Genomic DNA, 25,753 nt, shown 5'->3' on the forward strand with positions numbered 1-25,753 from the left:
CATGAATGTGGATATGAAACGCCAGATCGCTGCGAATGACGATGTGCTACAGGCAAAGGCCTCCTGGGGCCATGCACTTCGCTTTATGGTGGTAATGGCTGTTCTTCTGGGGCTGATTTACCCGCTAGTTACCACAACACTGGGCGGTTGGTTATTCCCCGAGCAGGCCCAAGGTAGTTTGGTTAGAGACGCTTCTGGTCGGGTGGTCGGGTCAAGCTTGGTGTCCCAAACGTTTGTCAGTGATGAGTACTTTATTGGTCGCCCATCGGCGGCGGGCAATGACGCTGGTGGCGTCTCAGGGTCTAATTTGGCGCCGAGTAACGTATCGCTGCGTGAGCGTGCCCAGGCAGATGCAAATGCCATTGCTCAACGCGAAAACGTAAGTGTCGATCAAATCCCGGTCGATCTGATTACCGCGTCTGGGTCAGGTATCGACCCACATATCTCCCCCGAGGCGGCTGAGCTACAGGTTGCAAGAGTAGCGCAAGCACGTGGAATCGACGAAGCTACTGTGACAGAGCTAATTGAGCAAGCACTTGAAAACACAGGCTGGTTGGGCTCGCCGGTGGTGAACGTGTTGCGGCTGAATGTCAGTTTGGATGATCGTTTTCCAGTATCATCAACCACCGCAGCGCCATTAACCCCAGCCTCCGTCACCCCGACGGCTTCAGACACCATGGAGTAAACCAATGTATTCAGCGGATCAGCGACCCGATCCCAATACATTGCTAAAAGCCGCGCGCCGAGAGGCGCGCGGCTGTTTGCGTGTATTTCTGGGAGCCGCGCCCGGTGTCGGTAAAACCTACACCATGCTTCGCACCGCCCGTGAGCGGGCAGAGGAAGGTGAAGATATTGTAATTGGCGTGGTGGAGTCACACGGACGTGCCGATACCGAAGCCTTGTGTGATGGGTTGGCACGGCTTCCGTTAGCGCCTTTAAAGCACCATGGCCGAACCTTCTATGAGTTTGATATTGATGCGGCCCTGGCGCGACGTCCCAGTATTTTGCTGGTGGACGAGCTTGCCCACCGTAATATCCCCGGCAGTCGGCATCCACGTCGTTACCAGGATATTGAAGAGCTGCTGGATGCAGGGATTGATGTGTGGACAACCGTTAACGTCCAGCATCTCGAGAGTTTGAATGATGATGTCGCGCGGATTACTGGGATTCGCATGCGTGAAACGGTGCCCGATGCGCTGTTAGAACGTGCCCGCGATGTATCGCTTGTTGATTTAACCCCTGACGAACTCCTTGAGCGCTTAAGACGTGGCAAAGTCTATATACCCGAGCAGGCCCGTGCTGCCATGGAAGGCTACTTTAATGAATCAAATCTCAACGCGCTGCGTGAGCTGGCGATTCAAACTATGGCCGAGCGCGTAGATGCCGATGTGAAGGTGGCAATGGATGCTGGTGGCAGGGCAGGCCCCTGGCCGGTAAGACCACATCTGTTGGTGGTCATTAATGGAAGTGAAGACGACGTATCGCTGGTTCGCGCGGCTCATCGGATGGCCGAGCGGCGCTTAGCGGTATGGCGAGCGGTTTATGTTGATAAAGGAAGTGTTTCTCCACAGCAGCAACTGGCCGTTGAACAAGTCTTCAGCCTGGTCGCTCGGCTGGGTGGCGATTCAATACGTTTACAAGGGCATAGCCAGCTAAGTGAGATTCTCAACTATGCACGCTCAATTAATGCGACCACTATTGTGGTGGGTCGCGAAGCGAAGCGTCGTTGGTGGAAATGGTCACGGCCACTGGCCCAACGCTTGATGGCACATGCTGAGGCATTCGATATTGTTGTAGTGGCTAAAGGGGCTGTGAAACAACGCGCAAATCAATGGCAACATGGCTGGAAACTGCATCCTCCCCAGTTACTGGCCGCTAGCTTGGCGGTGATGGCATCCCTAGGGGTGGCTGTCATGCTGGAGCCCTGGCTTGAGCTAGCTAACTTATCATTAGTGTTTTTAGTGGCCGTACTGTTCAGTGCGGTATGGGCGGGTACCGCGATGGCAATGTTCAGCGCCATCGCGAGCTTTTTAGCATTTAACTTCTTCTTTACCGAGCCGCGTCTCACCTTTGCCATGGTGGAGCGTGGGCAGTTGCTAACGGCAGTTTTTTTCTTGCTCGTTGCCGTGGTGGTTGGGCAGCTTGCGGGTAGGGGGCGTCAGCGTTTAATTGCACTGCGTGCTAGCCGCGATCAAACTCAGCTTTTGTTGCGTTATGCCGAACAGCTATCAACCGCGACAGACAGTACCAGTGCAGCAAAAATTGGTGTTGATACATTGGTGCAGTGTTTTGCAGTGCCCACGGTGTTTATTGAAAGCGCCGAAAGCGCGAATGAAGTGCGAGTTGTGCATGCACTGCCAGATTCAGAGCGATTGGACATAGCGGCCAAGCAGGCAGCGGTGTGGAGTTGGCAGCATCAAAAGCCCAGTGGCCAAGGCACCGATACACTGAGCCAGCAGGCTTGGCGTTTAATACCATTGGCAGTGCAGGGAGAAAAAGTAGGGATGCTGGCGCTTAAACTGTCGGAAAGCCAAAAAGCGCTCAACCATGAACGAGAGTCGTTAATGGATACGTTAATACGGCAGCTCAGTATGGCGTTAGAACGCACTCGCTTAGTGGCGGAATTGAACACAACCCGTGTCTCTGAAGAGAATGAACGTCTGCGCTCTGCGTTACTCTCATCGGTGTCTCATGACCTACGGACACCGCTCTCTTCTATTATTGGCTCAGCCAGTTCATTGATTGAACTAAAACCGCAGCTAAGCGAGAGCGACCAACGTGAGTTGCTTGATGGCATTTTGTCCGAAAGCGAGCGCCTCAATCGATACATACAAAACTTGTTGGATATGACCCGATTAGGGCACGGCACATTAAAAATTGAGCGGGATTGGGTAGCGTTTGACGACGTTATTAACTCAGCGCTTAAGCGCTTGGGCCAGTCGCTTAAGCATGTCGTTGTCCGCAAGTCTTGGCCTCCTTCGTTACCGCTACTTTATGTCCACCCTGCGCTGGTAGAACAAGCGTTGGTGAATGTCTTAGATAATGCTCAACGTTTTTCACCGCCAGGGGGTGAGTTGAGCATCAAAGCGAACCTTAACGAAGGTGACCCCGAGACGTTGGTGATTACTGTTGAAGATCAAGGCCCGGGCATTTCTCCCGAGCTGCGCGAGCAGGTATTCGATATGTTTTACAGCGGTGGTGATGGCGACAGAAGTGCCCATGGCAGTGGCCTTGGTTTAGCCATATGCCGTGGCATGATTGGTGCTCACGGCGGCACTATTACGGCTGATACCGGCGAAAGTGGGCGAGGCACTGCGATTATTATTACGCTGCCACTGTTAGGGGCAGAGATCAGGAGGGGTGATGAAGAGTGAAGGCAGCGGTCGCATTCTGATTGTTGACGATGAGCAGCAGATTCGGCGTTTTCTGCGTATCAGTCTCGCCTCTCAAGGCTATGGGGTTTTAGAGGCGGAGAACGGTAAGCAGGCATTAGCCATGGTGTATACCCAAGCCCCTGACGTCGTACTGCTCGATTTAGGTTTGCCTGATATGGATGGGCATGAAGTACTGCAGGGGATACGTGAACACAGTACTGTGCCGGTTATTGTGGTATCTGTGCGTGATCGAGAAGAAGAGAAAGTCTTTTCGTTGGATAACGGTGCCAACGATTACGTTACCAAGCCCTTTGGCATTCAAGAGTTACTGGCGCGTATAAGGGCGGTATTGCGCTTGGCCCAAAAGGCTAGGGGAGAGCAAACATCAAGTTACTATGTCAGCCAGGGGTTAGCGATTGATCTGGAACTAAGGCGAGTCACACTACAGCAAGAAGATGTGCATTTAACTCGAAAAGAGTTCGCTGTGTTAGCGCGCCTGTGTCGCTACGCTGGGCGTGTCGTGACGCAGACTCAGTTGTTAAAAGAAATTTGGGGGCCAACACATGTTGATGATACGCACTACTTGCGGATTGTGATCAGTCGACTAAGGCAGAAACTGGGGGATGACCCACAAACGCCCACCCTGCTTCAAACAGAAGCAGGCGTCGGGTATCGGTTATTGGTAGAAGCTGCGCTGCGCCCTGGAACATAGCGTCGTTCTAAGCATGTTAGCGTCGCCAGAACATGGGGGTGAGCAGTACCACGACCGTTAAAATTTCCAGGCGACCCATTAACATACCGATGCACAGTAGCCATTTAGCGGCATCGGGTAGGGTTGCAAAGTTACCTGCCGGGCCAATGGTGTCACCGAGACCAGGGCCTACATTCGCCACCGCAGTGGCCGCACCGGAAAGGGCAGTGACTAAGTCCAAACCCAACGCTGAAAGGCCCAGCGCAAGCACTGCAATCGTAATAAAGAAGAAGAAAGAAAAGGCCACGACGCTACGAGAAATATCGCTAGTCACCGGCTGCTGGTTATAGCGCGTTGTGAAAACACCATTGGCATGAATCAGATAACGCAACTGATTACGCAACATCAGCATAGCGATTTGGAACCGGAAAATCTTCATACCGCCGCTAGTAGAGCCGCTACAGCCACCCATAAACGTAAGATAGAAAAACGCCGCGATAGGTAGTGAACCCCACAGGGTATAGTCGTCGGATGCATAGCCAGTGGTGGTCACGACTGAAATGACGTTAAACGTGACATGGGTGAGTGAGACAAACCAATCATCGCCTTGTAAAACACGCCACGCGCTGAGAATCAAGATCGCTGTTAGCAGCAGTTTTAACAAGCCGCGCACTTGCTGGTCTTTCCAAAGTGCGCTGCGGGATGTGCGAATAAAGCGAATATACAAGACAAACGGTAGCGCACCACTGAGCATAAAAAAGCTACCCATCCATAGTAGCCACGGCTGCTCAGCGTAGGCACCAAACGATGCGTCGGAGTTGGCAAAGCCCCCGGTCGCCAGCGATGTCATTCCATGTACAACGGCATCTAGAGGGTGCATTCCTCCTGCCCAGTAGCTCAGCATCGCTACTAGTGTCAGCCCCACGTAGATACTTAGCGTCGCTTTCGCAATGCCGCCCGTACGGGGCATTACTTTATCGGACCAGTCAGAAGATTCAGTGTGGAATAGCCGCATGCCGCCTACTTTTAGAAACGGCAGAATGGCGATGCCCATGACGATAATGCCGATACCCCCCATCCACTGCATTAAGCCTCGCCACAGTTTTAGACCGTCGGATAAATCTTCGATCCCAGATAATATGGTTGACCCGGTGGTGGTAATCGCCGAGACGGACTCAAAGACTGCATTAGTGACACTAAGTTGGGGCGCACCTAAGATAAGCGGAAGGCTGGCAAAACAGCTAATGCTGGTCCAGCTGCCAGCCGTTAATATAAACATTTGCCAGGGCTTTAGTTCCAGCGAAACACGGCGGGTGAGCAGCCAAGTAATAAGCGTGGCGCTCAGAATAATTAAAAGAGACATCCCAAACGCGGGGGCGTCCGGATCTTTTTCAATAACCAGAACAATCCATGGCAGCGTCATAAACATGGCAAGCACTAACCATAACACTGCCATAATTTTAAAAATTTGCGCCCAATTGCGGTAAGCGTCTCGATAGTAAATCCCGCTGGGAAAGATGGTCATAGATCCGCTCTTAAATTGCCCTAATGTTTATCGCGATATAACACCATGGCAACCACAAAAAGTCCGTAAAATTTCTCTAAAAAAATACTCAAGTGATGAACTTAGTGATGAAAAAAACCGGCCCCATTAATGGTGCCGGTGACGAGCAAGGTGCTCAAGCGAGGAAGCGGGAGTGGTGTACTGAGTAGTTAAATCCAGAAATTTAGCCTTTGACGCCCCCAGCGGTTAACCCGCCAATAATCCAGCGCTGACAGATCAAAAACGCAACGGTAATGGGCAGGCCGGAAAGCACGGCGGCGGCGGCAAAGTTGCCCCAGCGTTGGTTGTGGTCGGCAAGGTATTGTTGGGCACCTACCGCTAGAGTGAGTTTGTGCTCATCCACCAGCAGTACTGAGGCCATGGGGTATTCCATAATGCTCATGACAAAAGCCAGAATGAAAACCACCATCAAAATGGGAATCGACAGCGGCAGCAGGATGTAGCGGAACGCCTGCCAAGTGCTGGCGCCGTCGACCATGGCGGCTTCTTCCAGCGAGCCATCAATCGACTCAAAGTAGCCTTTAATGGTCCATATATGCAGCGCGACCGCGCCCAGTGATGCCACAATCAGAGCACCGTGGGTGTTGATGCCTAACCAGCCAACAAACTGCCCTAGTCGGTCAAACAGGGCGTAAAGCGCCACCAGTGACAGCACGGCTGGGAACATCTGGAAAATCAGCATGCCTTTCAGAAGCGGTTCTTTGCCCTTAAAACGCATGCGTGCAAAGGCATAAGCGCTGGTAGTGGCTAACATGAGAATCAGTACGGAAGACACCACCGCCACTTTTATCGAGTTCCACAGCCACAACAGTACGGGAAAGGGCGGTTGAACAATACTGCCATCTGGGCGTTCCCAGGGAATTCCAAGCGCTAGTGACCAGTGTTCCAACGAGAAATTGTTGGGAATTAAGCTGCCAGAGGCAAAGTTACCCTCGCGAAATGAGATTGAAATCACCAGTAGCAGTGGGAAGACGATTAGCGAAACAAAGCAGATCAAAGCAAGGTGGGCGCCTAAGCGACGCGCTCCCACCGAGCGGGGTTGAACCATGGCCATAAGTAACCTCCTAAACCTTAACCTTGGAAAGGCGTAAATTAAGCATCGACATACCCGCGACCAAGAGGAAAATGAGCGTTGCGATGGCGGCTGCCAACCCAAAGTTCTGCCCGGCATCCTGGAAGGCAATGCGGTAGGTGTAGCTGACCAAGAGATCGGTGGTGCCTGCTGGCGTACTTGCGCCCAAAATGTCAGGGTTGCCGCCGGTTAATAGCGCAATCAGCACAAAGTTATTGAAGTTAAAGGCAAAGGCGGCAATTAACAGGGGGGTTAGCGGTTTAATAATCAGCGGCAGGGTAATCTTGAACAGGTTGGTAATGGGACCGCCGCCATCTACCGCCGAGGCTTCGTAGAGGTCTTGGGGAATGGCTTGGATTAGCCCCATGCATAGCAGCAACATGTAGGGGTAGCCCAGCCACGTATTAACAATCAGCAGCATGGAACGCGCCAGCCACGGGTCGGTGAACCACTCTGGCCGAACACCAAACAGCGTGTCCAGAATCATGTTTACTTCACCGAAGTGTTGGTTAAACATGCCTTTAAAAATCAGGATAGAGATAAAGGCGGGCACGGCATAAGGTAGAATTAACAGCGTGCGATAAATGGCTTTGCCTTTCAGTTGATCCCACTGCAACAGTGATGCTAATACAAAGCCAACAGCCAGGGTGAAGACCACCGTCAGTGCGGCAAAGACAAAGGTCCACACAAAAATTTGCATGAAGGGACCGCGAATGTCGGGATCGGTGAATATCTTCGTGTAGTTGGTAAACCCTACATTGACTGGCCATCCTGGCGTGATTCTTTCGCCGTTATCAGCGACAAAAAATCCGATAGCGGGGTCGGGTGTAAGAACGCGGTCATCGCGGCGATCATAAAGTGTGCCATCTTCACGAGCTTCATAGCGATCCACCATAGGTGCAAACTGGCGTAATCCTGCCATGCGCAGCTCCGCGCCATTAGGTGTCAGCAGCCTAAGCCCTTGCAGAGAATCACGAGCTTGAATAATAGCGCGCATTCCCAGCGGCTCCTGGGTAGGTGAAGCGTCTACTGCCTGAATGCCTATTTGACGGGTCTCGTGATTGTCAAAGTTGAGCGGTGAGGAAACGAAGCGCTGTGGCGTGTCTGCCTCACTGTTTTCCAGGTATAAGCGGACAAGCTCACCTTCTTGGTAAAGCGTTAGGTCAAACGCGTTGCCTTCCTGTTGGTAGGTTTGGCTCATTAGCTGGCCGCGCACGCGCTCTTCCGATAGCAAGTTGCTTGAGCTGTAATTACTAAAGCTAATGCCGATGGTGTAAAGCAGCGGGAAAATAACAAATACACCAAGCCCCGCTATGGCAGGAAAAATATAGCGGTGGCTCATTAGCGTGCGTTTGGTAAACACCACACCCAGTGAGGCGCCCAGCACTAGAAAGAGCAGCGCGAACATCCACTGGCCGTTGAGGTGAAAAGCAAGCACTAACCAAAGAAGCGCGATGACCAACGTGGCAATAACGCAGCGAAGTGCCCAGCGTGTGTAACGTTCGGTGAGATGGCGAGAGCGATGGCGGGGAAGGCCACGAGAGGCGTTAGTGGTATACATGACGATATCCTGCAGGCTGCCCGGTGGCGATTGCCACCGGGCAGAAGGGCAAAAAAAGGCTACTGGCGCATACGGCGTGCGGCGGCGTCCAGCGCTTCTTGTGGGTTCTGGCGCCCGCTACCGATGTTCTGCAGGGCGGGCTCCATGGCTGCCCAGAAAGCACCCATTTCAGGAATGTTTGGCATGGGCATACCGACTTCAGCATTTTCAAGCGTCGCGGCAATGTTGGGGTTATCAGCAAGTTCAGCCTGATAATCTATATGGGCGACCGCTCCCAGTGAGCCGTCGCTGTTGAATGTGTGCATGCCCTCTTCGCTAAGCAGGTAGTTTTCTAAAAACTCCACGGCGAGAAAATCATTGGGTGTGGCGGAGTTAATCATTGCCATCATCACGCCAAACATGGGTTTAGCACGTTCATCCCCCACTTTCGGCAGTAGTGCGACGCCGTAGTCAATTCCGCTACGCTCAAGGTTCGGCCAGGCCCATGGGCCGCTAATCATGGTAGCGACTTCGCCTTGATTAAATCGGGTGTCCATCAGGTTGTAATCGGTGCCCCGGGGCAGTACGCCACTTGCAATTAATTCCACCAGTAGATCTGCCCCTTGCAGGGCGCCTTCGTTGTTAACACCGATATCGCTAACATCATAGCCGCTGTCAGTCTGCTTGAAAGGATAGCCGCCGTTGGCTGCAAGCAATGTCCAGCCGTAATAAGGTTCGCTGTAATCAAATAAGATGGCCTTTTTGCCGTCTTGAGAGAGCGTTTCGTCAAGCTCCATCAGTTCGGCAAAACTTTCTGGCGGTGTTTCTACCAGGGCTTTGTTATAAATGAGGCCCAATGACTCTACCGATATCGGGTAGCCGTAGGTGTCGCCATTCCACAGCGCAGCCTCCCAGGTGAAGTCGTAAAACGCCTCGCGGAAGCTGTCACTAGGGGCGACTTGCTTCAATAAGCCGCTTTGTGCCCACTCGCCCATGCGGTCGTGAGCCCAGATGACGATGTCTGGCCCTTGTCCACTCCCCGCCGCCTGCTGAAAACGGTCGGTAAGATTATCGGGAAAGACCACCTCAACTTCGATGCCTGTTTCTTCAAGAAACCGCTCGGCAACTGCGCGAATGCCTTCCTGGCCTTTATTATCACCCATCCAGATAGTCAGGCGATCATCCTCAAAGGCAACGGCGGGCAGGGTGGCACTGGCAGCCAGCGTGGCGGCTAGCAGCGGCATCATGATGGGTCGATACATTGCCATAGCGTGAATACCTCATTGTTGTTGTCGTAGAGTGCTGCGAACATTTTGATGAGCAGCGCTTTCGTCAGTGCCAGCGTCGCCAATTACGCGCAATGTCACCTCATCCTCAGGGGGCGTAGCGATGGCGTATCTAAGGGGCGTAGAGTGGAATAAAAGGTAACAATAAACAGGTAAAACAGTGGGTAGCGGTATGGGCATAACGCAGTAAAAGAGCTAAATGGCAGTAAAAAAAGCAAATGGGAAGGCAGCGTTACTTTTTTGTAGTAAAATTACATCAAATATTGCGTATAATGCCCTTTATCAGATAGATTTTAGGTAATCTAACTACATTAGATCATCTAATTATAAATAGGAGCTGAGATGAGCCAGTCACATTCCCCGCTGGGCGATCAGAATCACGCTATCGATTTAGCGCTGTTTGGGGCGCTGGGCGATCTTGCGATGCGCAAGTTGTTTCCTGCGCTTTATCATCTTGACCGTGAAGGCCTGATGCCCGAAAGCACGCGTATTATGGGGCTGGCGCGTCAAGAACATGATAGTGCGGCGTTTCGACAATTGGTAAATGGTGCACTGCAAAAGCGACTGAACAAGGATGAACAGGATAAAGAGAGCCTCGAACGCTTTCTAAACCGGCTTGACTACTGCCAGCTGGATTTTAAAAAAGCCGAGGGTTTTGAGCAAATACGCCAGTGGCGAGAAGGCTCTGATCGACCCATGGTGATTTATTTATCCGTTGCCGCAATGATCTACGGTGATATTTGCCGCAATCTTGAGGCGAGTGGCAGCCTGGATGAGCAGACGCGGGTAATCGTCGAGAAACCTATTGGCTACGATCTAGTGTCATCGCAAGAAGTTAACGATGCGATCGGGGCGGTTTTTCCTGAGTCACGTATTTACCGTATTGACCACTATTTGGGTAAAGAAACGGTACAAAACCTGATAGCTTTGCGCTTTGCTAACCCGCTGTTTGGGACGCAATGGAACCAAAACCACATTTCCCATGTGGAAATTACCGTCGCAGAAAAGGTCGGCATTGAAGGGCGCTGGGGCTACTTCGATGATGCAGGACAGCTACGCGATATGGTGCAAAACCACTTGCTGCAGCTGCTTTGCTTGATTGCCATGGATCCGCCTTCCAACCTGGATGCGGATGCTATTCGGGATGAAAAGGTGAAAGTGCTTAAAGCGCTTAAACCTTTCACTGGCGATGCGCTGGGGCGTGACGTGGTACGTGGTCAGTATATAGCAGGTACCCACGATGGCCAGCCGGTGCCGGGGTACTTAGAAGAAGAGGGTGCGAATACCGAAAGCCGAACCGAAACCTTTGTGGCAATGAAAACTGAGGTTTCCAACTGGCGCTGGGCAGGCGTGCCGTTTTACCTGCGTACCGGTAAGCGCATGCCCGAAAAACTGTCCCAAATCGTGATCCATTTCCGCCAGCAGCCACACTATATTTTTGATCCTGATCAGCGAGGAATTGCCTCAAACAAACTGATCATTCGCCTGCAGCCGGATGAAGGGATTGCGCTGCAGGTACTCACCAAAGACAGCGGTTTGGATAAAGGTATGCGTCTGCGTCCTGGCCCGTTGCACCTGGACTTTAACAGCGCATTTCCGAAGTCACGTATTCCCGATGCCTATGAGCGCTTGCTACTGGAAGTCATGAAAGGCCAACAGTATCTGTTCGTGCGCCGTGACGAAGTGGAGCACGCTTGGCGCTGGTGTGACCAGCTTATCGACGGCTGGAAAAAACGTGACACGCCGCCGCGTCGTTATCCGGCAGGTTCTTGGGGGCCAGTCGCCTCCATCGCCATGATTACCCAAGATGGTCGCAGTTGGTACGAGGATTATTAATATGAGCAACGTACGTCAAGCGCTGGCGGAACAGCTGGCGGAAGCGGTATTCCAGGCATTGGCCGAAGATTTGACTCGCCAAGAACGTGCGCTACTAGTCGTATCGGGTGGCTCTACGCCGGTGCCATTTTTTAAAGCCTTGGCAGCTAAGCCGCTGCCTTGGTCGCGCATTGACATTACCCTGGCCGATGAGCGCTGGGTGGATGAACAAAGTAGCGACAGTAACGCCAAACTGGTGCGCGAGAACCTGCTTCAAGGAGCGGCCGCGAACGCCAACTTTGTGCCGTTGACCTCTGATGCCTCAACGCCTGAAGAGGGGGTTGAGGAGGTTGCCAAGCGTACGGCGTCTCTATCCTGGCCTGCCAGCGTGGTGATCCTGGGAATGGGGGGCGATGGTCATACGGCGTCGCTGTTCCCCGACAGCCTAGAGCTTGGCTTAGCGCTCTCTACCGATGAGCCGCTTGTCGCGGTACGCACGCCCAGCCAGCCGCAGCCGCGTATCACTTTCTCGGCAGGTCGCCTTCATCAGGCGCATCGCCATATTTTGCATATTACCGGCGATGATAAGCGCAGCGTATTGGCAAACGCCATGAGCGGAGATGACGTTCGTAAGTTGCCCATTCGCGCGTTTTTATCTTGCCCGTTAGCGATCTATTGGGCGCCGTAACGCCTAGGCTTTCGCCAATAAAACGTTTGCCAGTAAAAATTGCTTGGAGACTCACTGATGACAATCGATAAACAGCTACCCTCAACGCGCACTGCAGAACTTGACAGCATTTGCTTAAAAGCCGAAGTCATTCCCGTCATTACCATCGATCGCCTTGAAGATGCGGTACCGCTGGGTCGTGCCTTAGTCGAAGGCGGTTTAACGGTATTGGAAATTACTTTACGTACCGACTGCGCACTGGAGGCCGTCAAACGTATGCGTGAAGCGCTGCCGGGTGCCAGCATTGGTGTAGGAACCGTGTTAACACCCGCGCAATACCGCCAAGCTGAGCAGGTAGGTGCAGATTTTGTGGTAACGCCTGGTGCGACAGAGGCACTTTATCGCTACGGCGTAGAGAGCCCGGTGCCGATGTTGCCCGGTGTGTCAACGATCTCTGAGCTAATGACTGGCTGGCAGTATGGCTATCGCCGCTTCAAGTTCTTCCCGGCGGAGTCCAGCGGCGGCGCAAAAGCCATTAAAGCCTTTGGTGCACCGATTCCCGAAGCACGTTTTTGCCCAACCGGCGGTATCACGGTCGATAACGCTGACACCTATCTCTCACTGCCTAACGTGATGTGTGTCGGCGGTTCTTGGTTAACGCCAAAAGCCATGGTGGAAGCGGAAGATTGGGACGGTATTCGCGAATTGGCCCGTCAGGCCGCTGAGCGTTTTCACCACTAATGAATACGATGTAAATCGACACGAGCACTCTCGTTACTTGCCACGCTGATATCGGGTCGTGTGCGCAAGTCATTTGCCCGAGCATATTGCCATGCTCGGGCTTTTTTATGCGTTTCACCTAACTGTGTAGGGCAATAAGGAGCAAAGCGTGATAGCCTCAACTTAATCGATTAAGTAAAGGTTTTTAACAGTGAGTCTCGTCGAATTTTCTCCTCTCAGGCCAGCGCTGCATTTTACTCCGCCGATGGGGTGGATGAATGACCCCAACGGACTCGTATATTTCGAGGGGGAGTATCACCTTTTTTATCAATACCACCCCCATGACACGGTATGGGGGCCCATGCACTGGGGGCATGCGGTAAGCACAGATCTTTGCCGCTGGGAACACTTGCCTATTACACTGGCGCCAGACGCCCAAGGGGCGTGTTTTTCAGGCAGTGCCATTGTGGATGAACATGATGTGACGGGGCTGTTTGACGGCCAGCCGGGGCTGCTGGCGTTTTATACCTGTCACCGAGTGCTTTCTGATGACCCTGAAGATTATGAGCAGTCACAGTGTTTGGCTTATAGCCGCGACAAGGGGCGTACCTGGCAGCGTTATGCAAGCAACCCTGTGCTACCCGCGCCAGGATTTAAAGATTTTCGCGACCCAAAGGTGGTGTGGCATGCTGCTACCCAACGTTGGGTAATGGCGCTGGCCTGTGGACAGGAAATTCATTTTTACACTTCGGAAAACTTATTGCACTGGCAGTTCGCCAGTGCGTTTGGCGAGGGCCACGGCGCGCATACTCAGCACCCTTGGGAGTGCCCCGATTTGTTCGAACTGCCTGTAGAAGGTGCCAAAAACGGCCAGGCGACTAGCCGCTGGGTATTAATTGTGGGCATTGGTGCTACGCCAGATAATGCCTTTGGCTCATTCACGCACTATTTCGTGGGGGAGTTCGACGGCCAGCGTTTTACGAACGACCACTCGCCTGATGACGTCATGATGATGGATGAAGGACGTGATTTTTACGCCGTGCAGAGCTGGTCGAATACCTCGGGGCGTCGTTTAGCCGTGGCCTGGCTGAATAATTGGCAGTATGCCAACCATACGCCTGAAGCCGGCTGGCGGGGAATGATGAGCCTGCCAAGAGAGTTAACCCTGCGCGCGACATCGAGCGGCATTCAGCTTTGCCAGCGTATCGCCAGAGAGTGCCATGAGGCGCTGACAGCTGTATCGCAGTCTATCCCGCCACAGGCGATTCTGGGTGTTGGGCAATATAGCGTTTTAACCTCTTTGCCGCTGGTAAGTCGTGGTGTTCTTGCACTGACCTTAACGGCTGGCAGTCGAGTAGCATTGTCGCTTCAGCAGGGAGATCATCAACAGCTTACTCTTGAAGCGGGAGAGGAGGACGTTGCACTTCGCTACACGCGTAACGGCGTGAACGGACAAGCAGCTTTCGATGACCATTTCACCTGTGACCATGCAGCGGGCAGCGTTGATAGCTTAACTGTTACGATTGAGTGGTGGTGTGATCATGGCTCGCTGGAGATCCTGGTTAACGGCGCGACGCAGCAACGAGCAATTTCCCAGGTTAGCTTTACACAAGCCAAAGGCTCGGTTGATGTGAGTGTCTTGGAAGGCAGTGTAAGCTTGCTGGAGGGCAGTGTGGTATCGAGTAAAGAAGCGGTAGCGCAAGAGAAGGTGGCCAGTTCTTGTACTAATTAGCGCGCTGGTAGGATGTAGAGTGCAAATGGGTTTTAGCGTGTAAGTGGGATTTAGCGTGTAAGTAAGATGCGTGATTAAGGACGTGCTGTTGCACGCCCTTTTTTGCTACAGACGTTATGTATTTCACAGACGTTACGTATTTCTTAGCGCTTCAATATCACTATGAGTCGGCAGTGCGGCGTAAGCGCCTGGGCGGGTCACTGCGTGAGCGCCACAGCGGCAGGCAATCTCCACCGCGCGGGTTAAAAAGGCACTGTCCTGGTACCAGTTCTCATTTATGCCGTGCCGTGATAACTCAGCCAGCAGGCCGCCAATAAACGCATCACCGCCAGCGGTTGTGTCAACAGCGGTTACCTGGGGCGGCGTGATGGTGTGGTCAAGGCCAACACCTCTCAGCACCACGTTGTTAGGGCCGTCAGTGATTAAAATTACTTTTACCCCAGCGGCTAGTCGCTGAGATAGCCACGCTTCCTGAGAGTGCCCGCCACGAAGATAATCAAGCTCATCTAGTGAGACTTTAACGAGATCGGCGTTATCCAATAGCTCGGTTACCAGCCAGAGGTCGGCTGACCCTTCGGTCCACAGGTTGTGGCGGAGGTTAGCATCCACGCTGACTAAACAGCTCGCGCGCTTCGCCATAGCGGCAATCGCTAAGGTGGTGTCGGCAATCTCGGGGTCAGTCAAACTATTGCTGCACAAGTGAACAATGGCCGGTTGTTCAAACACGCCCTGGGGCAAGTGCTCTAGGCGATAGAGCAGGTCGGCCGCCGGTGGGCGATAAAAATCAAACGTGCGCTCGCCGCTGCTATCCCGGGAAACAAACGCCAGTGCAGTGCGTGCTTCTTTGGTCAACACCACGCCCTGAGTATCTACCCCATGGCTTTTCAGCTCACGAATCAGGAAGTGGCCAAACGTATCGTCACCCACCATGCCTAAAAACTGGCTGGGTACGTTAAGTCGCGCGCAGGCAACCGCGACGTTCGCAGGCGCCCCCCCCGCGTAAGGCGTGAAGGTTTCTTGGCCAGTATCATCGCCTAAGCGGCTGGACAACATATCAACCAAGGCTTCACCGAAAGCAATCACCGGCGTCATAAGTCATTCCTTGTCATTATATTATTAATTGATGAAGGGATTACGCGACGCAGTGGCCTCGCGCGGCCTCTAACAGCTCGTACCATGTCTCTCTTGAGAGCGTCTCAGGCCCGTTGAGCATGTCAGCAATACGCTCAGGTTTTACACTGCCGACAACGGGAATCGGACGGCTAGTCAGTGTCCGCAACCAAGCCAGCCCTAACGCGTTAGGAGTGCAGTTTTGCTCTTGGGCTACGCGGTTAAGCACGTTACCGACGTCGCCTTGCATGAGTGTGCCGCCCGCTAGCGGTGACCAGGCCATCGGAGCATGGCCGTCGGCGCAAAGATCATCAAAGCTGCCATCAAACAGGGGGGCGTTATGGCTAATGGAAAGCTCGATTTGGTTGGCTCGTAAAGGGTGATGCATGGCGTTTTGCAGTCTGCGCCACTGGCTTGGCAAATGGTTAGAAATGCCCGCAGCGCCAATTTTACCTGCATCGATAGCGTCATCCAGGGCACGGCCAGTCGCTTCTGCGTTCATTAATAGGTCGGGGCGATGAATTAAAAAATGCTCGATGCGCTCGATGCCCAAGCGACCTAGTGCGGCATCAATCGACTTATTCAAATAGGCAGGGCTGGCGTTATAGTGCTTTATCTTGCCAGAGCCGTGGGCTGGGTTATCGTTGGCGATGCTCGCTTTGGTCACCACCTTAAGCCGTTTCGCTAACCCAGGACGCGTGCGCAGCGCTTGACCAAATAGCGTCTCGCAAGCACCGCTGCCATAAATGTCGGCATGGTCGAACCAGTGCAACCCCTGCTCGATACGGGCTTCGATCCAGTCGGCAAGGTGATTCGCCTGGTGCATCTCTGGTGCTTCATGCAGGCGCATCATGCCGAGAACAAAGGGCGCATCGAAAGTGTGAGCAGGCATGGTCATTCCTAATAAGTTAAAAGACTTCTTCGTTATGCAGCGCTTCAGCGGCTCCGAGTAGCCCTGTCCACGGGTGAGTAACAATCCACACGGGAATATCGGCGTTATAGGCGCCCATCCGGCCTTTGTTCACAAAGCTATCGCGCAGCTCGGATTTGGGTAGCCACTCCAGCAGGCGTGGTAAAATTCCGCCGCATAGATAAACACCGCCCCTGGCTCCCATCGTCAGGGTTGCGTCGCCGCATACATCACCGAGAATTTTTAAAAAGCGCAACAGGGTGGCGGTGGCGGTAGGGTCACCCTGGTTGGCGGCTTGGGTAACCTCGGCTGGCGTCGTGCAGCTAGGCGTTTGCTCGTTCAGCTCGCAGTGGGCTTGGTACAGTTCCAATAGGCCCTGGCCGCATAAAATGCGCTCCACGCTGACCCGTTGGTAACGCTGTAGAAAAACATCCAGCAGCGCTCGCTCAGTGGTGTCAGTGGGGGCAAACGTAACGTGGCCGCCCTCGGTGGGAAGCGGTATCCAAGCATGTTGGCCGGGAAAAACGCCAGCAACGCCCAGACCTGTACCGGGGCCAATTACCAAGCGGGTAGAGTGAGACTGAGCCATACCCGCTTGTACTTCCACTAGATTGTCGGTGTCCACATGGGGCACGCCCAGTGCCTGTGCGGTAAAGTCATTAATCACTTTGAACAGCGATAGATTCAGCGTCTGCTGAACATCGCTTTTCATAAAATCCCAGTGATTATTGGTCATCTTGACGCGCTCGGCGTGAACCGGACAGGCAAACGCCAAACAGGCTTCCATTGGTGCATTGTCACCGGTAGCTCCCACGCGCTCCAGATAGTCCTGAATCGCATCGATAACCCCAGGGTAGTCCGCGCAGGGAAGATTAATAATATCGTGGGGCGTTACCCCACCTGGCGTGACGAGCGCCAGGCGTGCATTGGTACCGCCAATATCACCAATTAAGGCCGGTCGCATCAGGCATCCTCTTGAAGAATCTGGCCCTGTTGACGAGCGAGATCGTCGGCTTCAAAGCCGCCCAGTGAGCCTGCACCTTCTTCACCCCGCATGGCCAGGTGGCGGAAGCCGCTAAACAGTTCGCGGCCCAGGCCAACGTGATAGTGATCCAAATTCGCCACTACGCGCTCGCGATCTGCCCAGGTAGCCGCCTCTACTTTGGCTTCCAGCGTACCTGCGTTGGCGTCCAGGCGCACAATGTCGCCGTCGCGCAGTTTCGATAGCGGGCCGCCGTCCAGTGCTTCTGGGCTAATATGAATCGCAGCGGGCACTTTACCGGACGCGCCAGACATACGGCCATCGGTCACCAGTGCCACCTTGAAACCACGGTCCTGCAGTACGCCTAGGAACGGCGTCAGTTTGTGTAGTTCCGGCATTCCGTTGGCTTTTGGCCCTTGGAAGCGCACCACCACGATGACATCGCGATCTAAGTCTCCAGACTCAAACGCCGCCTTCATTTCATTCTGGTCTTCGAAGATTTTCACCGGTGCTTCTACCACGCGGTGTTCGTCTGCAACGGCGGATACTTTGATCACGCCGCGTCCCAGGTTGCCTTTCATTACGGTCAGGCCGCCGGTAGCTGCGAAGGGGTTAGCCACTGGGCGTAAGACGTCTTCGTCTAAGCTGCTTTCCGGACCTTCGTGCCAAACTACCTTGCCATTTTCCAAGAACGGCTCTTGGGTATAGGCGGTCAAGTCAGTGCCGAACACCGTGGGGATATCGCCGTGCAGTAAGCCCGCGCCGAGCAGTTCGCGGAACAGGTAGCTCATGCCGCCTGCCGCCTGAAAGTGGTTAATGTCCGCTTGGCCGTTAGGGTATACCTGCATCAGGCTGGGCGTTACGGCGGAAAGGTCGGTGAAGTCATCCCAGTTCAGCGTAATGCCTGCCGCAGCGGCCATGGCAATCAAATGCATCGTATGGTTGGTCGATCCGCCAGATGCCAACAAACCGACTACCGCGTTGACGATGGCGCGCTCATCAATCTGCTTATAGAAAGGGCGGTAGTCACCGCCAGGTTCAGTGTTGCGAATCGCCTGTTCGGTTGCGTAGCGGGTCAGGGCTTCACGCATTTCCGTGCCTGGGTTCACAAACGAAGTGCCCGGCAGGTGAAGGCCCATTACTTCCATCATCAGCTGATTCGAGTTGGCAGTGCCGTAGAAGGTGCAGGTGCCAGGGCTGTGATAAGAGTCAGACTCCGCTTGCAGCAGCGCGTCGCGGCCCACTTTGCCTTCTGCGTATAGCTGGCGGATGCGCGCTTTCTCTTTGTTCGGCAAGCCGCTGGGCATCGGGCCAGCCGGTACGAACATGGCAGGTAAATGACCAAAGCGCGCCGCAGCGATAAACAGGCCAGGGATAATCTTGTCGCACACGCCCAGATAAAGGGCAGCATCAAACATGTTGTGTGAAAGCCCAACGGCGGCCGCCATTGCAATCACGTCGCGAGAAAACAGCGACAGTTCCATGCCCGGTTGCCCTTGAGTAACCCCGTCGCACATGGCGGGCACACCACCGGCAAACTGGGCGGTTGATCCCATGGCGCTGGCAGCGGCTTTGATGGTTTCCGGGAAAGTTTCAAACGGCTGATGGGCCGACAGCATATCGTTGTAAGACGAGATGATCCCTAAGTTGGCGCTGTTCATCAGCTTCAGGGAGTCTTTCTCTTGGGGGCTGCAGGCGGCAAAGCCGTGAGCCAGGTTACCGCAAGATAGCTCTGCACGATGCACACCACGCTTATGCTGGTCCGCCATGCGTTGCTCATAGAGAGCACGCCGCTCAGCAGAGCGCTCACGGATGCGTTGGGTAACCTCAGCAACGGTAGAATTTAAAGTAGCGGGTGTTGAGCTCGGCATAGAGACCTCTGCATGGTAGAGACGGTGAGTCAAGTTTGTAGTTATTTTACATCTTTTTGTGTCGATATAAGAGACTTTACGGCAATAAAAACCATATTTGTAGTTTTATTACCCCTAGTTGATAACTACTATCGTCGTAAATGATGATGCTTTTATGAACCTTACAGCTAACAGAGCAGTTCGGCCCCTAATGGGGTGGTTGCGTGCTGAAGTGTCTTAAAGCGCAAGTATAGCAGCCGCGCTTTTGCTAACATCTTGCGCAAAATGAATTTGATTGCTGCTCTGGAGCCGCTATGCATCCCGTCGTTAACCACGTCACGCCACTTGATAGTCACACTGGCGCATTGACACTTCGCTATATTGATACGCTCACCAAGCCGCCAGGCAGCCTCGGCCAGTTAGAAACATTGGCCGTTACGCTTAGTGAGATCACTGGTGAATGTAAACCAATCATCACGCCACCGGCGATTATTGTCTTTGCTGCTGATCATGGTATTGCTGAAGAGGGAGTGTCGGCCTTCCCACAAGAAGTGACGGCTCAAATGGTGGCTAACTTTGTCCGTGGTGGCGCGGCGATTAACGTCTTCGCCAGACAAATTGGCGCCCAGGTTGAGGTGGTGGATGTTGGCGTTGCTTCACACCTAGCAATGCCGAGTATTACGGATGCCAAAGTGCGCGCGGGCACCGCCAATATGGTGTTTGAAGATGCCATGAGCCGTGACGAAGCACTCGCTGCGTTACAGGTAGGCGGCGAAGCCGTTGAGCGCGCCGTTCAGGCGGGAGCGAAATGCATTATTGTTGGTGAAATGGGCATTGCGAATACCACCGCAAGCAGCGCCATGCTGGCGGCGCTGACCGGTAAGCCAGTGGCTCAGTTGGTGGGCGCTGGCACCGGTATTAGTAGCGTCCAGCAGGCTCATAAAGTAGCGGTGATTGAGCGGGCGCTAAGCGCACGCCAAGCCAATGCCGAAGACCCCATAGAGGTGTTAAGCAAGCTAGGCGGGTTAGAGATTGCTGCTATGGCAGGCGCTTATCTAGCCACGGCGGCCAATCGCTTGCCAGCCATTGTGGATGGCTTTATCGCCACGGTTGCTGCCCTGACGGCCTGCCGTTTATGTCCAGCGGTGCGCGGTTATTTGATTTTTGGACATCGTTCTGAAGAGCCTGGCCATGCCACGGCCCTTGAGGCGCTTGATGCAACGCCATTGTTCTCTTTGGGGATGCGCCTGGGGGAAGGCAGTGGCGCGGCGTTGGCGTTTCCTTTATTACAGGCCGCCGCCGCGATGCTCAGTGAAATGGCTACCTTTGCCGATGCGGGCATTAGCGACAATGCTGACCCATGAGCGAGCTAGAAACGCTTTCATTTAGCCAGCCGCTAACGTGGTCGCAAAGTGAACACTGCTTGGTGGTGTCGGCTGCTGAGCCACTGTACACCCTGAGTAGCGCGCTTGTGGGAGGCGGGTTTGGGCATTGCCAACACTTCGCAAATTTTCACGTCGATAAAGATTACGACGGCCATCACCCGAAAGATGATCTGATGCGCTGGCTAGATGATCAACGACTACCGCTATCCGCTGTTGCGATGATGACTGCAGTGCGCCTGCACAGCGCATGTGCCGTCAGCGTACCATTGGCTGCAACAACCAATGGTGTGCTGGCGTTGGTGACGGCAGGTGTTGGCAACGCGGTTGATATTAGCGTTTCAAGTGACGCAGATCCTCGCTTAATGCTGAGAAGCGCACCTAGGGTAGGCACAATTAACACGTTTCTTTTTTTAGATGCCCATTTGACCGATGGCGCGCTGGTTAATGCGTCTCTATCAGCAACGGAAGCGAAAGTTCAAGCATTGAGAGAAATGGGCGTTAACGATCCATTCAGCGAAACGCCCGCTACCGGCACATCAACCGACAGCCTGTCTATCGCCGCTACCCAGCGTGGCGATCCAACACCTTATGCAGGCTCTGGCACGGCGATTGGGCGGGCGATAGGACAAGCGGTGTATCAGGCGACGTTGGGGTCGCTGACGAAATCGCAACAGGTTTCACCATGCTGGGGTTAGCGTCTGTTGGTTTAGTAGCGATGGCGATTGTGATTGATTTGATCATTGGTGACCCCCGTTCGCTGCCGCATCCCGTGGTCATTATTGGGCGCACCATCAGCGCACTTGAGCAGCGCTGGAACCAGGGAAGTGAAAAACGCCGTCGGCGCTTGGGCTTTATGCTCACTGCAACCATTGTGCTGGGCACGTTTAGTCTTGCTTGGCTAGGTTTGGCACTACTGACGTGGGTACACCCTTGGCTTGGGCTAGCTGCCGAGCTATGGCTGCTGGCGACAACGCTGGCCATAAAAGGTTTGGCGGAAGCGGGACGTGCCATTGCTGTGCCGCTGGCTAACGGTGATTTTGCATCGGCGCGAAAGGCGCTTTCTATGGTGGTGGGGCGTGATACCGAGCAACTGGATGAAGCAGGCATTACCCGTGGTGCGGTGGAAACCATTGCAGAAAACACGGTAGACGGCATTACCTCGCCGCTATTTTTTGCTGTGATAGGCGGTGCGCCGCTGGCGCTGGCTTACAAAGCGATTAACACGCTGGATTCCATGGTGGGCTACCAAAACGAACGCTACAGCGACTTTGGTTATGCCTCGGCGAAACTCGATGATATCGCTAACTGGCTTCCCGCAAGGCTGACCGCGCTATGCTTGTGGGCTGCTGGGGTGTTGATCAGTTGGCAATCATCGGCGCACTATTGGCGTCGGGCCATTATGGCCACCTGCCGCGAAGCGCCCCGTCACCCAAGCCCTAATGCGGGGTGGCCAGAGGCCATGGTCGCGAATCTGTTGGGTGTGCAGTTGGGTGGCACCAATGTTTATCAGGGCGCGGTATCCCATCGAGCCACCCTTGGCTCCCCGTTGGAAACGCTGACGTGTTCGCATATCAACGCCACGATTAAATTGATGCACGGCGCTTGGTTGCTGTTTTTCTTGTTAATGGCCGTGTTAACGATCTTATTAAGCGTGGGGATTTCATGGCTATGAGTCGTCAAGCCACTGTTCACGAAGCGGCTGATTGGCCAAGCCATGGTGGTCAGGCCGCGGCGCTGCTAAAGCGTTTTGGGCTACCTGACGATCATGTGGTTGACGACGTGAGCGCTAACCTTAACCCGCTTGGACCGCCCGAGTGGGTAGCAAGTTGGCTAGTAACTCGACTTGGCGGGCTTAGCCGCTACCCCTCGCCAGACTACGCGTCAGCCCGGCAGGCCATTGCGGCGCACAACGGTGTTCAGCCAGCACAAGTACTGCTGACCAATGGTGGGGCGGAAGCGATTTTTCTTGCCACGGCGCTGCATGCCGGTGGCCGAGCCCTATTATTGGCTCCCAGTTTTGGCGAATATGCCAGAGCCTGTTCTGCCCACCGTATTGAAACGGCCGAGCATGTGTTGCGCGAGCCGCATTTCGCTGGTGAGGTGGCGGACTTGCTAGAGAAAGCGGCAAACGCTGACGTGGTGTTTCTGTGTCGCCCGAATAACCCAACAGGCACGCTGATACCCATTGACGCAGTAGAGACACTGCTAGCGCATACGCGGGAAACCGGTACCCAGGTAGTGGTTGATGAGGCGTTTATCGATCTATCGATAGGTGTCGAGGCGCTGACGCCGCTACTTAAGCGTTACGGTCACTTAGTGCTGCTACGCTCAATGACCAAGTTTTATACCTTGCCTGGAGTGCGCCTAGGCTATGTGCTGGCTTCGGAAAACATAGTAGCTACCATGAGCCACCACCAGCCGCCCTGGAGTGTGAACCACCTTGCCGCCGAACTGGTAGCGCCGCTGCTAGCGGATAGTGAGTTTGCACGGCTCACCCAGCAGTGGCTTGCCAGTGAGCAGCCTCGTATGGGCAAGGCATTGTTGGCGTTAGGACTTGAGGTGGTGCCCAGCCATAGCTGCTTTTTCCTAGTGCGGCCTGGTGTTTTACAGCGTGAACGCGGCGTGACCAGCGCAGCCCTTTTTGAACGCATGCTTTATAAAGGGCTACTGGCGAGGCATACCCATAGTTTTAAAGGGCTTGAGGGCAGCTGGCTGCGCTTGGCACTGCGTGATGAGTCGGCAAATAACCGGTTGCTAAAGGTATTGCATGATTGTCTTTGTTAGTGGGGGGGCTCGTTCTGGAAAAAGCCAAGTAGCGGAGCAGCGTGTGCTCAGCGCGGCGGGTGACGCCAACTGCTATTACATTGCCACCGCCACTGTTGACGATGCAGAAATGGCCGACCGCGTATCGCGCCATCAGGCACGCCGGGAAGGCCAATGGGTGACACTAGAAGCTCCCCTTGCGATTGACCAAGCCATTGCCCAAGTACCCGATCACCACGCGGTACTACTCGACTGTTTAACCCTGTGGGCTGGGCAAGTGCTGTTTGGCGCTGAGCCAAATGAAGAATTCAGTGATGAGCAAGGCCTGGCGCTGCTTGATCGCTGCCTGCGTGATGCACAAGAACGGGGGCTGACATTGGTGATTGTATCGAACGATCTTAACGAAGAGTTGATTCCTGATCAGCCCGTTACTTGGCGCTACGTTGAGTTTATCCAGTGCCTGCAACGTTGGTTAGCGGCGCAAGCTGACTCAGTGCTTGAAGTCATCGCGGGCTGTGCTGTGGAGTGGAAACGATGAAAGATGCGCTGTTCGGCCTGGTGCTCGCGCTGCAGTTTCTAACCCGCATTCCACTTCCTGTTGCCTGCCCATGGACACCCGCCACTCGGCGTTGGGCAATCCGTGCCTATCCGTTGGTGGGGTTGTTAATTGGCAGCGTGCTGGTGTTAAACGCGCTGCTATTAAATTTCATAGGGGCACCAACGCCAATAACGGCGTTGCTACTGCTTAGTTTATGGGTCGCGCTTTCAGGGGGGTTACATCTCGATGGTGTGATGGATCTTGCCGACGCGTTAGGCAGTAACCAACCTCTTGAGCGGCGTTGGGAAATCATGAAAGACGCTCAGATAGGTAGTTTCGGCATCCTGGCACTGCTGTTTCTGATGGCTTGGAAGGGCGTATTACTGTGGGCACTGCTGGCGTATCAGGCGCCGCTGTGGTGGCTGTTGGCAGTGCCTGCATTAGGTAGATTTGCAGGGGTTGCACTGCTGGTTCTTACCCCCTGTGCCCAATCGAAGGGGCTTGCATGGAGTTGGCAGCAGTCGCTTAGCCCCCGTGATGTGGGTTATGCCTTGCTGCCTTTGTTGCTGCTTGTCGTGGTGTTCCCTGGTTTGATTGCCTGGGGGTTGGTCATTGTGGTGTGGGTAGCATTTGCCAGAAAGGCACTGCTGCGTCTATTTAACGGCATCAATGGCGACATGGTAGGTGCCACCATTGAAGGAGGAGAGCTTTGGCTACTAGTCTTAATGTGGAGTTGGTGGCAGTTCGCCACGGTATCACCGCCTGGAATTTAGAGCGCCGCTACCAAGGGCAGCGCGATATTCCGCTGCTGTTTCCTGACGCGGAAGCGGGGCTGCTGGCATTGCGAGACGCATTGACAGAAGAGTGCTTTGACGCTGTTTATTCAAGCGATTTAACCCGTTGCCAGCAAACCCTAGCGTGGTCGCAGGCGGCAAAGCCGGACGTCCCGCTGTATTTGGAGCCACGGCTACGGGAGCTGGATTTTGGGGAGTACGAAGGCAAGGTCTACGATGAGCTAAAAGCGTTACCCCATTATCGCGCTTGGATTGACAGCGTGGGGGAGCTGCAAATTCCAGGCGGTGAATCGTCTGGCCAGCTACGTGACCGGTTAGATGCTTGGCTTGAACAGGTGGCTGCGCATGCCCGCGAGCACCATTATCAAAAAGTGCTGGTGGTTACCCACGGCGGGGTAATACGCGAGTTGCGGCGTCGCTTTGAAACCATTGGCTTTTGGGAAGGTATCGTGCAACAAGCGCAGGGGCGGCGTTGGCAACTGACGTATCTAAATCGTGAAGAGGGTAAAGGAGAGTGGCAATGCAGCTGTTCATCGGCGGTGCCTGTGCAGGTAAGCGCGACGTTGTAAACGCACGCTTTCCCAGCGCTGTTTGGAGGCGGCTTTCCCCAGGGCAACGTTTACACGAAGTGAGTCACATTATGCAGCCCAATGTGCCGCTCGTGCTTCACGGCGTGTTTGAGTGGTTAGCGGCAGTGCTAAGCTCGGATATAAGCAGCGATGCGTCGCGCGATCAGTGGCGGCAAGACCTTGCAAATTTGGACGCTGCAGCACACACCCACGGCGTGACGCTGGTGCTAATCATGAACGAGTTAGGGCGGGGTATTGTTCCCATGGCCCGAGACCAGCGTCGCCTGCGCGATTTAAGCGGCTGGTTTAGCCAAGATGCCGCCGCCCAATCCGAGCAGGTCTGGCATGTACGGCATGGGTTGGTGCAGGCGCTTAAACCCTAGTCGGTTAA

The 25,753-nt window shown here is 54.1% G+C and carries 23 protein-coding genes; 15 read left to right on the top strand and 8 right to left on the bottom strand.

Annotated features, from left to right (window positions below; all coding sequences use genetic code 11):
• The first annotated feature begins 1 nt into the window (after position 1).
• From kdpC to K1Y77_RS06610, 3 genes are read left to right on the top strand one after another with little or no spacing between them, the layout of a single operon-like run.
• A complete protein-coding gene (gene kdpC / locus K1Y77_RS06600; protein WP_264430955.1) occupies positions 2–685 on the top strand; it encodes a potassium-transporting ATPase subunit KdpC in 684 nt (227 codons plus the stop codon).
• A 4-nt stretch (positions 686–689) separates the two neighbouring features.
• Positions 690–3,374, top strand: coding sequence for a sensor histidine kinase (locus K1Y77_RS06605; protein ID WP_264430956.1), 2,685 nt, complete (start codon positions 690–692; stop codon positions 3,372–3,374).
• Positions 3,364–4,086, top strand: coding sequence for a response regulator (locus K1Y77_RS06610; RefSeq protein ID WP_030069046.1), 723 nt, complete (start codon positions 3,364–3,366; stop codon positions 4,084–4,086). The genes K1Y77_RS06605 and K1Y77_RS06610 overlap by 11 nt, the downstream gene beginning before the upstream one ends.
• 16 nt (positions 4,087–4,102) lie before the next feature.
• Here K1Y77_RS06610 and K1Y77_RS06615 read toward each other — a convergent pair whose 3' ends face one another.
• The 4 genes from K1Y77_RS06615 to malE form a co-directional block, all read right to left on the bottom strand.
• The gene (locus K1Y77_RS06615; protein WP_030069048.1) at positions 4,103–5,590 is read right to left on the bottom strand and encodes a TrkH family potassium uptake protein; all 1,488 of its coding nucleotides are present in this window, start codon (positions 5,588–5,590) and stop codon (positions 4,103–4,105) included.
• A 202-nt stretch (positions 5,591–5,792) separates the two neighbouring features.
• Complete coding sequence (gene malG / locus K1Y77_RS06620; RefSeq protein ID WP_030069051.1) at positions 5,793–6,683, bottom strand: maltose ABC transporter permease MalG; 891 nt, start codon at positions 6,681–6,683, stop codon at positions 5,793–5,795.
• 10 nt (positions 6,684–6,693) lie between these two features.
• On the bottom strand, positions 6,694–8,262 hold the full coding sequence (gene malF / locus K1Y77_RS06625) for a maltose ABC transporter permease MalF (protein WP_264430959.1): 1,569 nt from the start codon (positions 8,260–8,262) through the stop codon (positions 6,694–6,696).
• 59 nt (positions 8,263–8,321) lie between these two features.
• Positions 8,322–9,509 carry a maltose/maltodextrin ABC transporter substrate-binding protein MalE gene (gene malE / locus K1Y77_RS06630; RefSeq protein ID WP_264430960.1) on the bottom strand — a complete coding sequence of 396 codons (1,188 nt, stop codon included), beginning with the start codon at positions 9,507–9,509 and terminating at the stop codon, positions 8,322–8,324.
• Positions 9,510–9,869: 360 nt separating this feature from the next.
• Here malE and zwf point away from each other — a divergent pair, with 360 nt between their 5' ends.
• From zwf to K1Y77_RS06650, 4 genes are all read left to right on the top strand, one after another.
• Entirely contained in the window at positions 9,870–11,363 is a 1,494-nt protein-coding gene (zwf, locus tag K1Y77_RS06635) for a glucose-6-phosphate dehydrogenase (protein ID WP_030069058.1), read from the top strand.
• A gap of 1 nt (position 11,364) precedes the next feature.
• On the top strand, positions 11,365–12,030 hold the full coding sequence (gene pgl, locus K1Y77_RS06640) for a 6-phosphogluconolactonase (protein ID WP_264430963.1): 666 nt from the start codon (positions 11,365–11,367) through the stop codon (positions 12,028–12,030).
• Between the two features lie 57 nt (positions 12,031–12,087).
• Positions 12,088–12,750 carry a bifunctional 4-hydroxy-2-oxoglutarate aldolase/2-dehydro-3-deoxy-phosphogluconate aldolase gene (locus K1Y77_RS06645; protein WP_264430966.1) on the top strand — a complete coding sequence of 221 codons (663 nt, stop codon included), beginning with the start codon at positions 12,088–12,090 and terminating at the stop codon, positions 12,748–12,750.
• 190 nt (positions 12,751–12,940) lie between these two features.
• Positions 12,941–14,461: a glycoside hydrolase family 32 protein gene (locus K1Y77_RS06650; RefSeq protein ID WP_264430969.1), complete on the top strand. Its 1,521-nt coding sequence runs from the start codon at positions 12,941–12,943 to the stop codon at positions 14,459–14,461.
• A gap of 132 nt (positions 14,462–14,593) precedes the next feature.
• Here K1Y77_RS06650 and K1Y77_RS06655 read toward each other — a convergent pair whose 3' ends face one another.
• Genes K1Y77_RS06655 through edd form a run of 4 tightly spaced genes read right to left on the bottom strand, consistent with a single transcriptional unit; the run spans position 14,594 to position 19,334 of the window.
• Positions 14,594–15,553 (bottom strand): carbohydrate kinase family protein, encoded by a 960-nt coding sequence (locus tag K1Y77_RS06655; RefSeq protein ID WP_264430971.1) that lies wholly within the window; start codon positions 15,551–15,553, stop codon positions 14,594–14,596.
• 40 nt (positions 15,554–15,593) lie between these two features.
• Entirely contained in the window at positions 15,594–16,463 is an 870-nt protein-coding gene (locus tag K1Y77_RS06660; protein WP_264430972.1) for an aldo/keto reductase, read from the bottom strand.
• A gap of 16 nt (positions 16,464–16,479) precedes the next feature.
• Positions 16,480–17,445, bottom strand: a complete 966-nt coding sequence (gene glk / locus K1Y77_RS06665; protein WP_264430974.1) for a glucokinase — start codon at positions 17,443–17,445, stop codon at positions 16,480–16,482.
• Complete coding sequence (gene edd / locus K1Y77_RS06670) at positions 17,445–19,334, bottom strand: phosphogluconate dehydratase (RefSeq protein ID WP_030069069.1); 1,890 nt, start codon at positions 19,332–19,334, stop codon at positions 17,445–17,447. Before edd ends, glk begins: the two co-directional genes overlap by 1 nt.
• A 293-nt stretch (positions 19,335–19,627) precedes the next feature.
• On the opposite strand from edd, the gene cobT reads away from it, so the two are divergent.
• Genes cobT through K1Y77_RS06710 form a run of 8 tightly spaced genes read left to right on the top strand, consistent with a single transcriptional unit; the run spans position 19,628 to position 25,745 of the window.
• Positions 19,628–20,677, top strand: a complete 1,050-nt coding sequence (gene cobT, locus K1Y77_RS06675; protein WP_264430976.1) for a nicotinate-nucleotide--dimethylbenzimidazole phosphoribosyltransferase — start codon at positions 19,628–19,630, stop codon at positions 20,675–20,677.
• Entirely contained in the window at positions 20,674–21,393 is a 720-nt protein-coding gene (locus K1Y77_RS06680; protein ID WP_264430977.1) for an adenosylcobinamide amidohydrolase, read from the top strand. The genes cobT and K1Y77_RS06680 overlap by 4 nt, the downstream gene beginning before the upstream one ends.
• Entirely contained in the window at positions 21,381–22,370 is a 990-nt protein-coding gene (cbiB, locus tag K1Y77_RS06685) for an adenosylcobinamide-phosphate synthase CbiB (RefSeq protein WP_264018403.1), read from the top strand. The genes K1Y77_RS06680 and cbiB overlap by 13 nt, the downstream gene beginning before the upstream one ends.
• Positions 22,367–23,482 carry a threonine-phosphate decarboxylase CobD gene (gene cobD, locus K1Y77_RS06690; protein ID WP_264430980.1) on the top strand — a complete coding sequence of 372 codons (1,116 nt, stop codon included), beginning with the start codon at positions 22,367–22,369 and terminating at the stop codon, positions 23,480–23,482. The genes cbiB and cobD overlap by 4 nt, the downstream gene beginning before the upstream one ends.
• Positions 23,466–23,999, top strand: coding sequence for a bifunctional adenosylcobinamide kinase/adenosylcobinamide-phosphate guanylyltransferase (locus K1Y77_RS06695; protein WP_264430982.1), 534 nt, complete (start codon positions 23,466–23,468; stop codon positions 23,997–23,999). Before cobD ends, K1Y77_RS06695 begins: the two co-directional genes overlap by 17 nt.
• Positions 23,996–24,772 carry an adenosylcobinamide-GDP ribazoletransferase gene (gene cobS, locus K1Y77_RS06700; protein ID WP_030069081.1) on the top strand — a complete coding sequence of 259 codons (777 nt, stop codon included), beginning with the start codon at positions 23,996–23,998 and terminating at the stop codon, positions 24,770–24,772. Before K1Y77_RS06695 ends, cobS begins: the two co-directional genes overlap by 4 nt.
• A complete protein-coding gene (locus tag K1Y77_RS06705) occupies positions 24,709–25,362 on the top strand; it encodes a histidine phosphatase family protein (protein ID WP_030069084.1) in 654 nt (217 codons plus the stop codon). Before cobS ends, K1Y77_RS06705 begins: the two co-directional genes overlap by 64 nt.
• The gene (locus K1Y77_RS06710; protein ID WP_030069086.1) at positions 25,314–25,745 is read left to right on the top strand and encodes a bifunctional adenosylcobinamide kinase/adenosylcobinamide-phosphate guanylyltransferase; all 432 of its coding nucleotides are present in this window, start codon (positions 25,314–25,316) and stop codon (positions 25,743–25,745) included. The genes K1Y77_RS06705 and K1Y77_RS06710 overlap by 49 nt, the downstream gene beginning before the upstream one ends.
• Positions 25,746–25,753 lie beyond the last annotated feature (8 nt).

Origin of the sequence: Halomonas qaidamensis (genome assembly GCF_025917315.1) — a bacterium.
Taxonomy (GTDB): Bacteria; Pseudomonadota; Gammaproteobacteria; order Pseudomonadales; family Halomonadaceae; genus Vreelandella; species Vreelandella qaidamensis.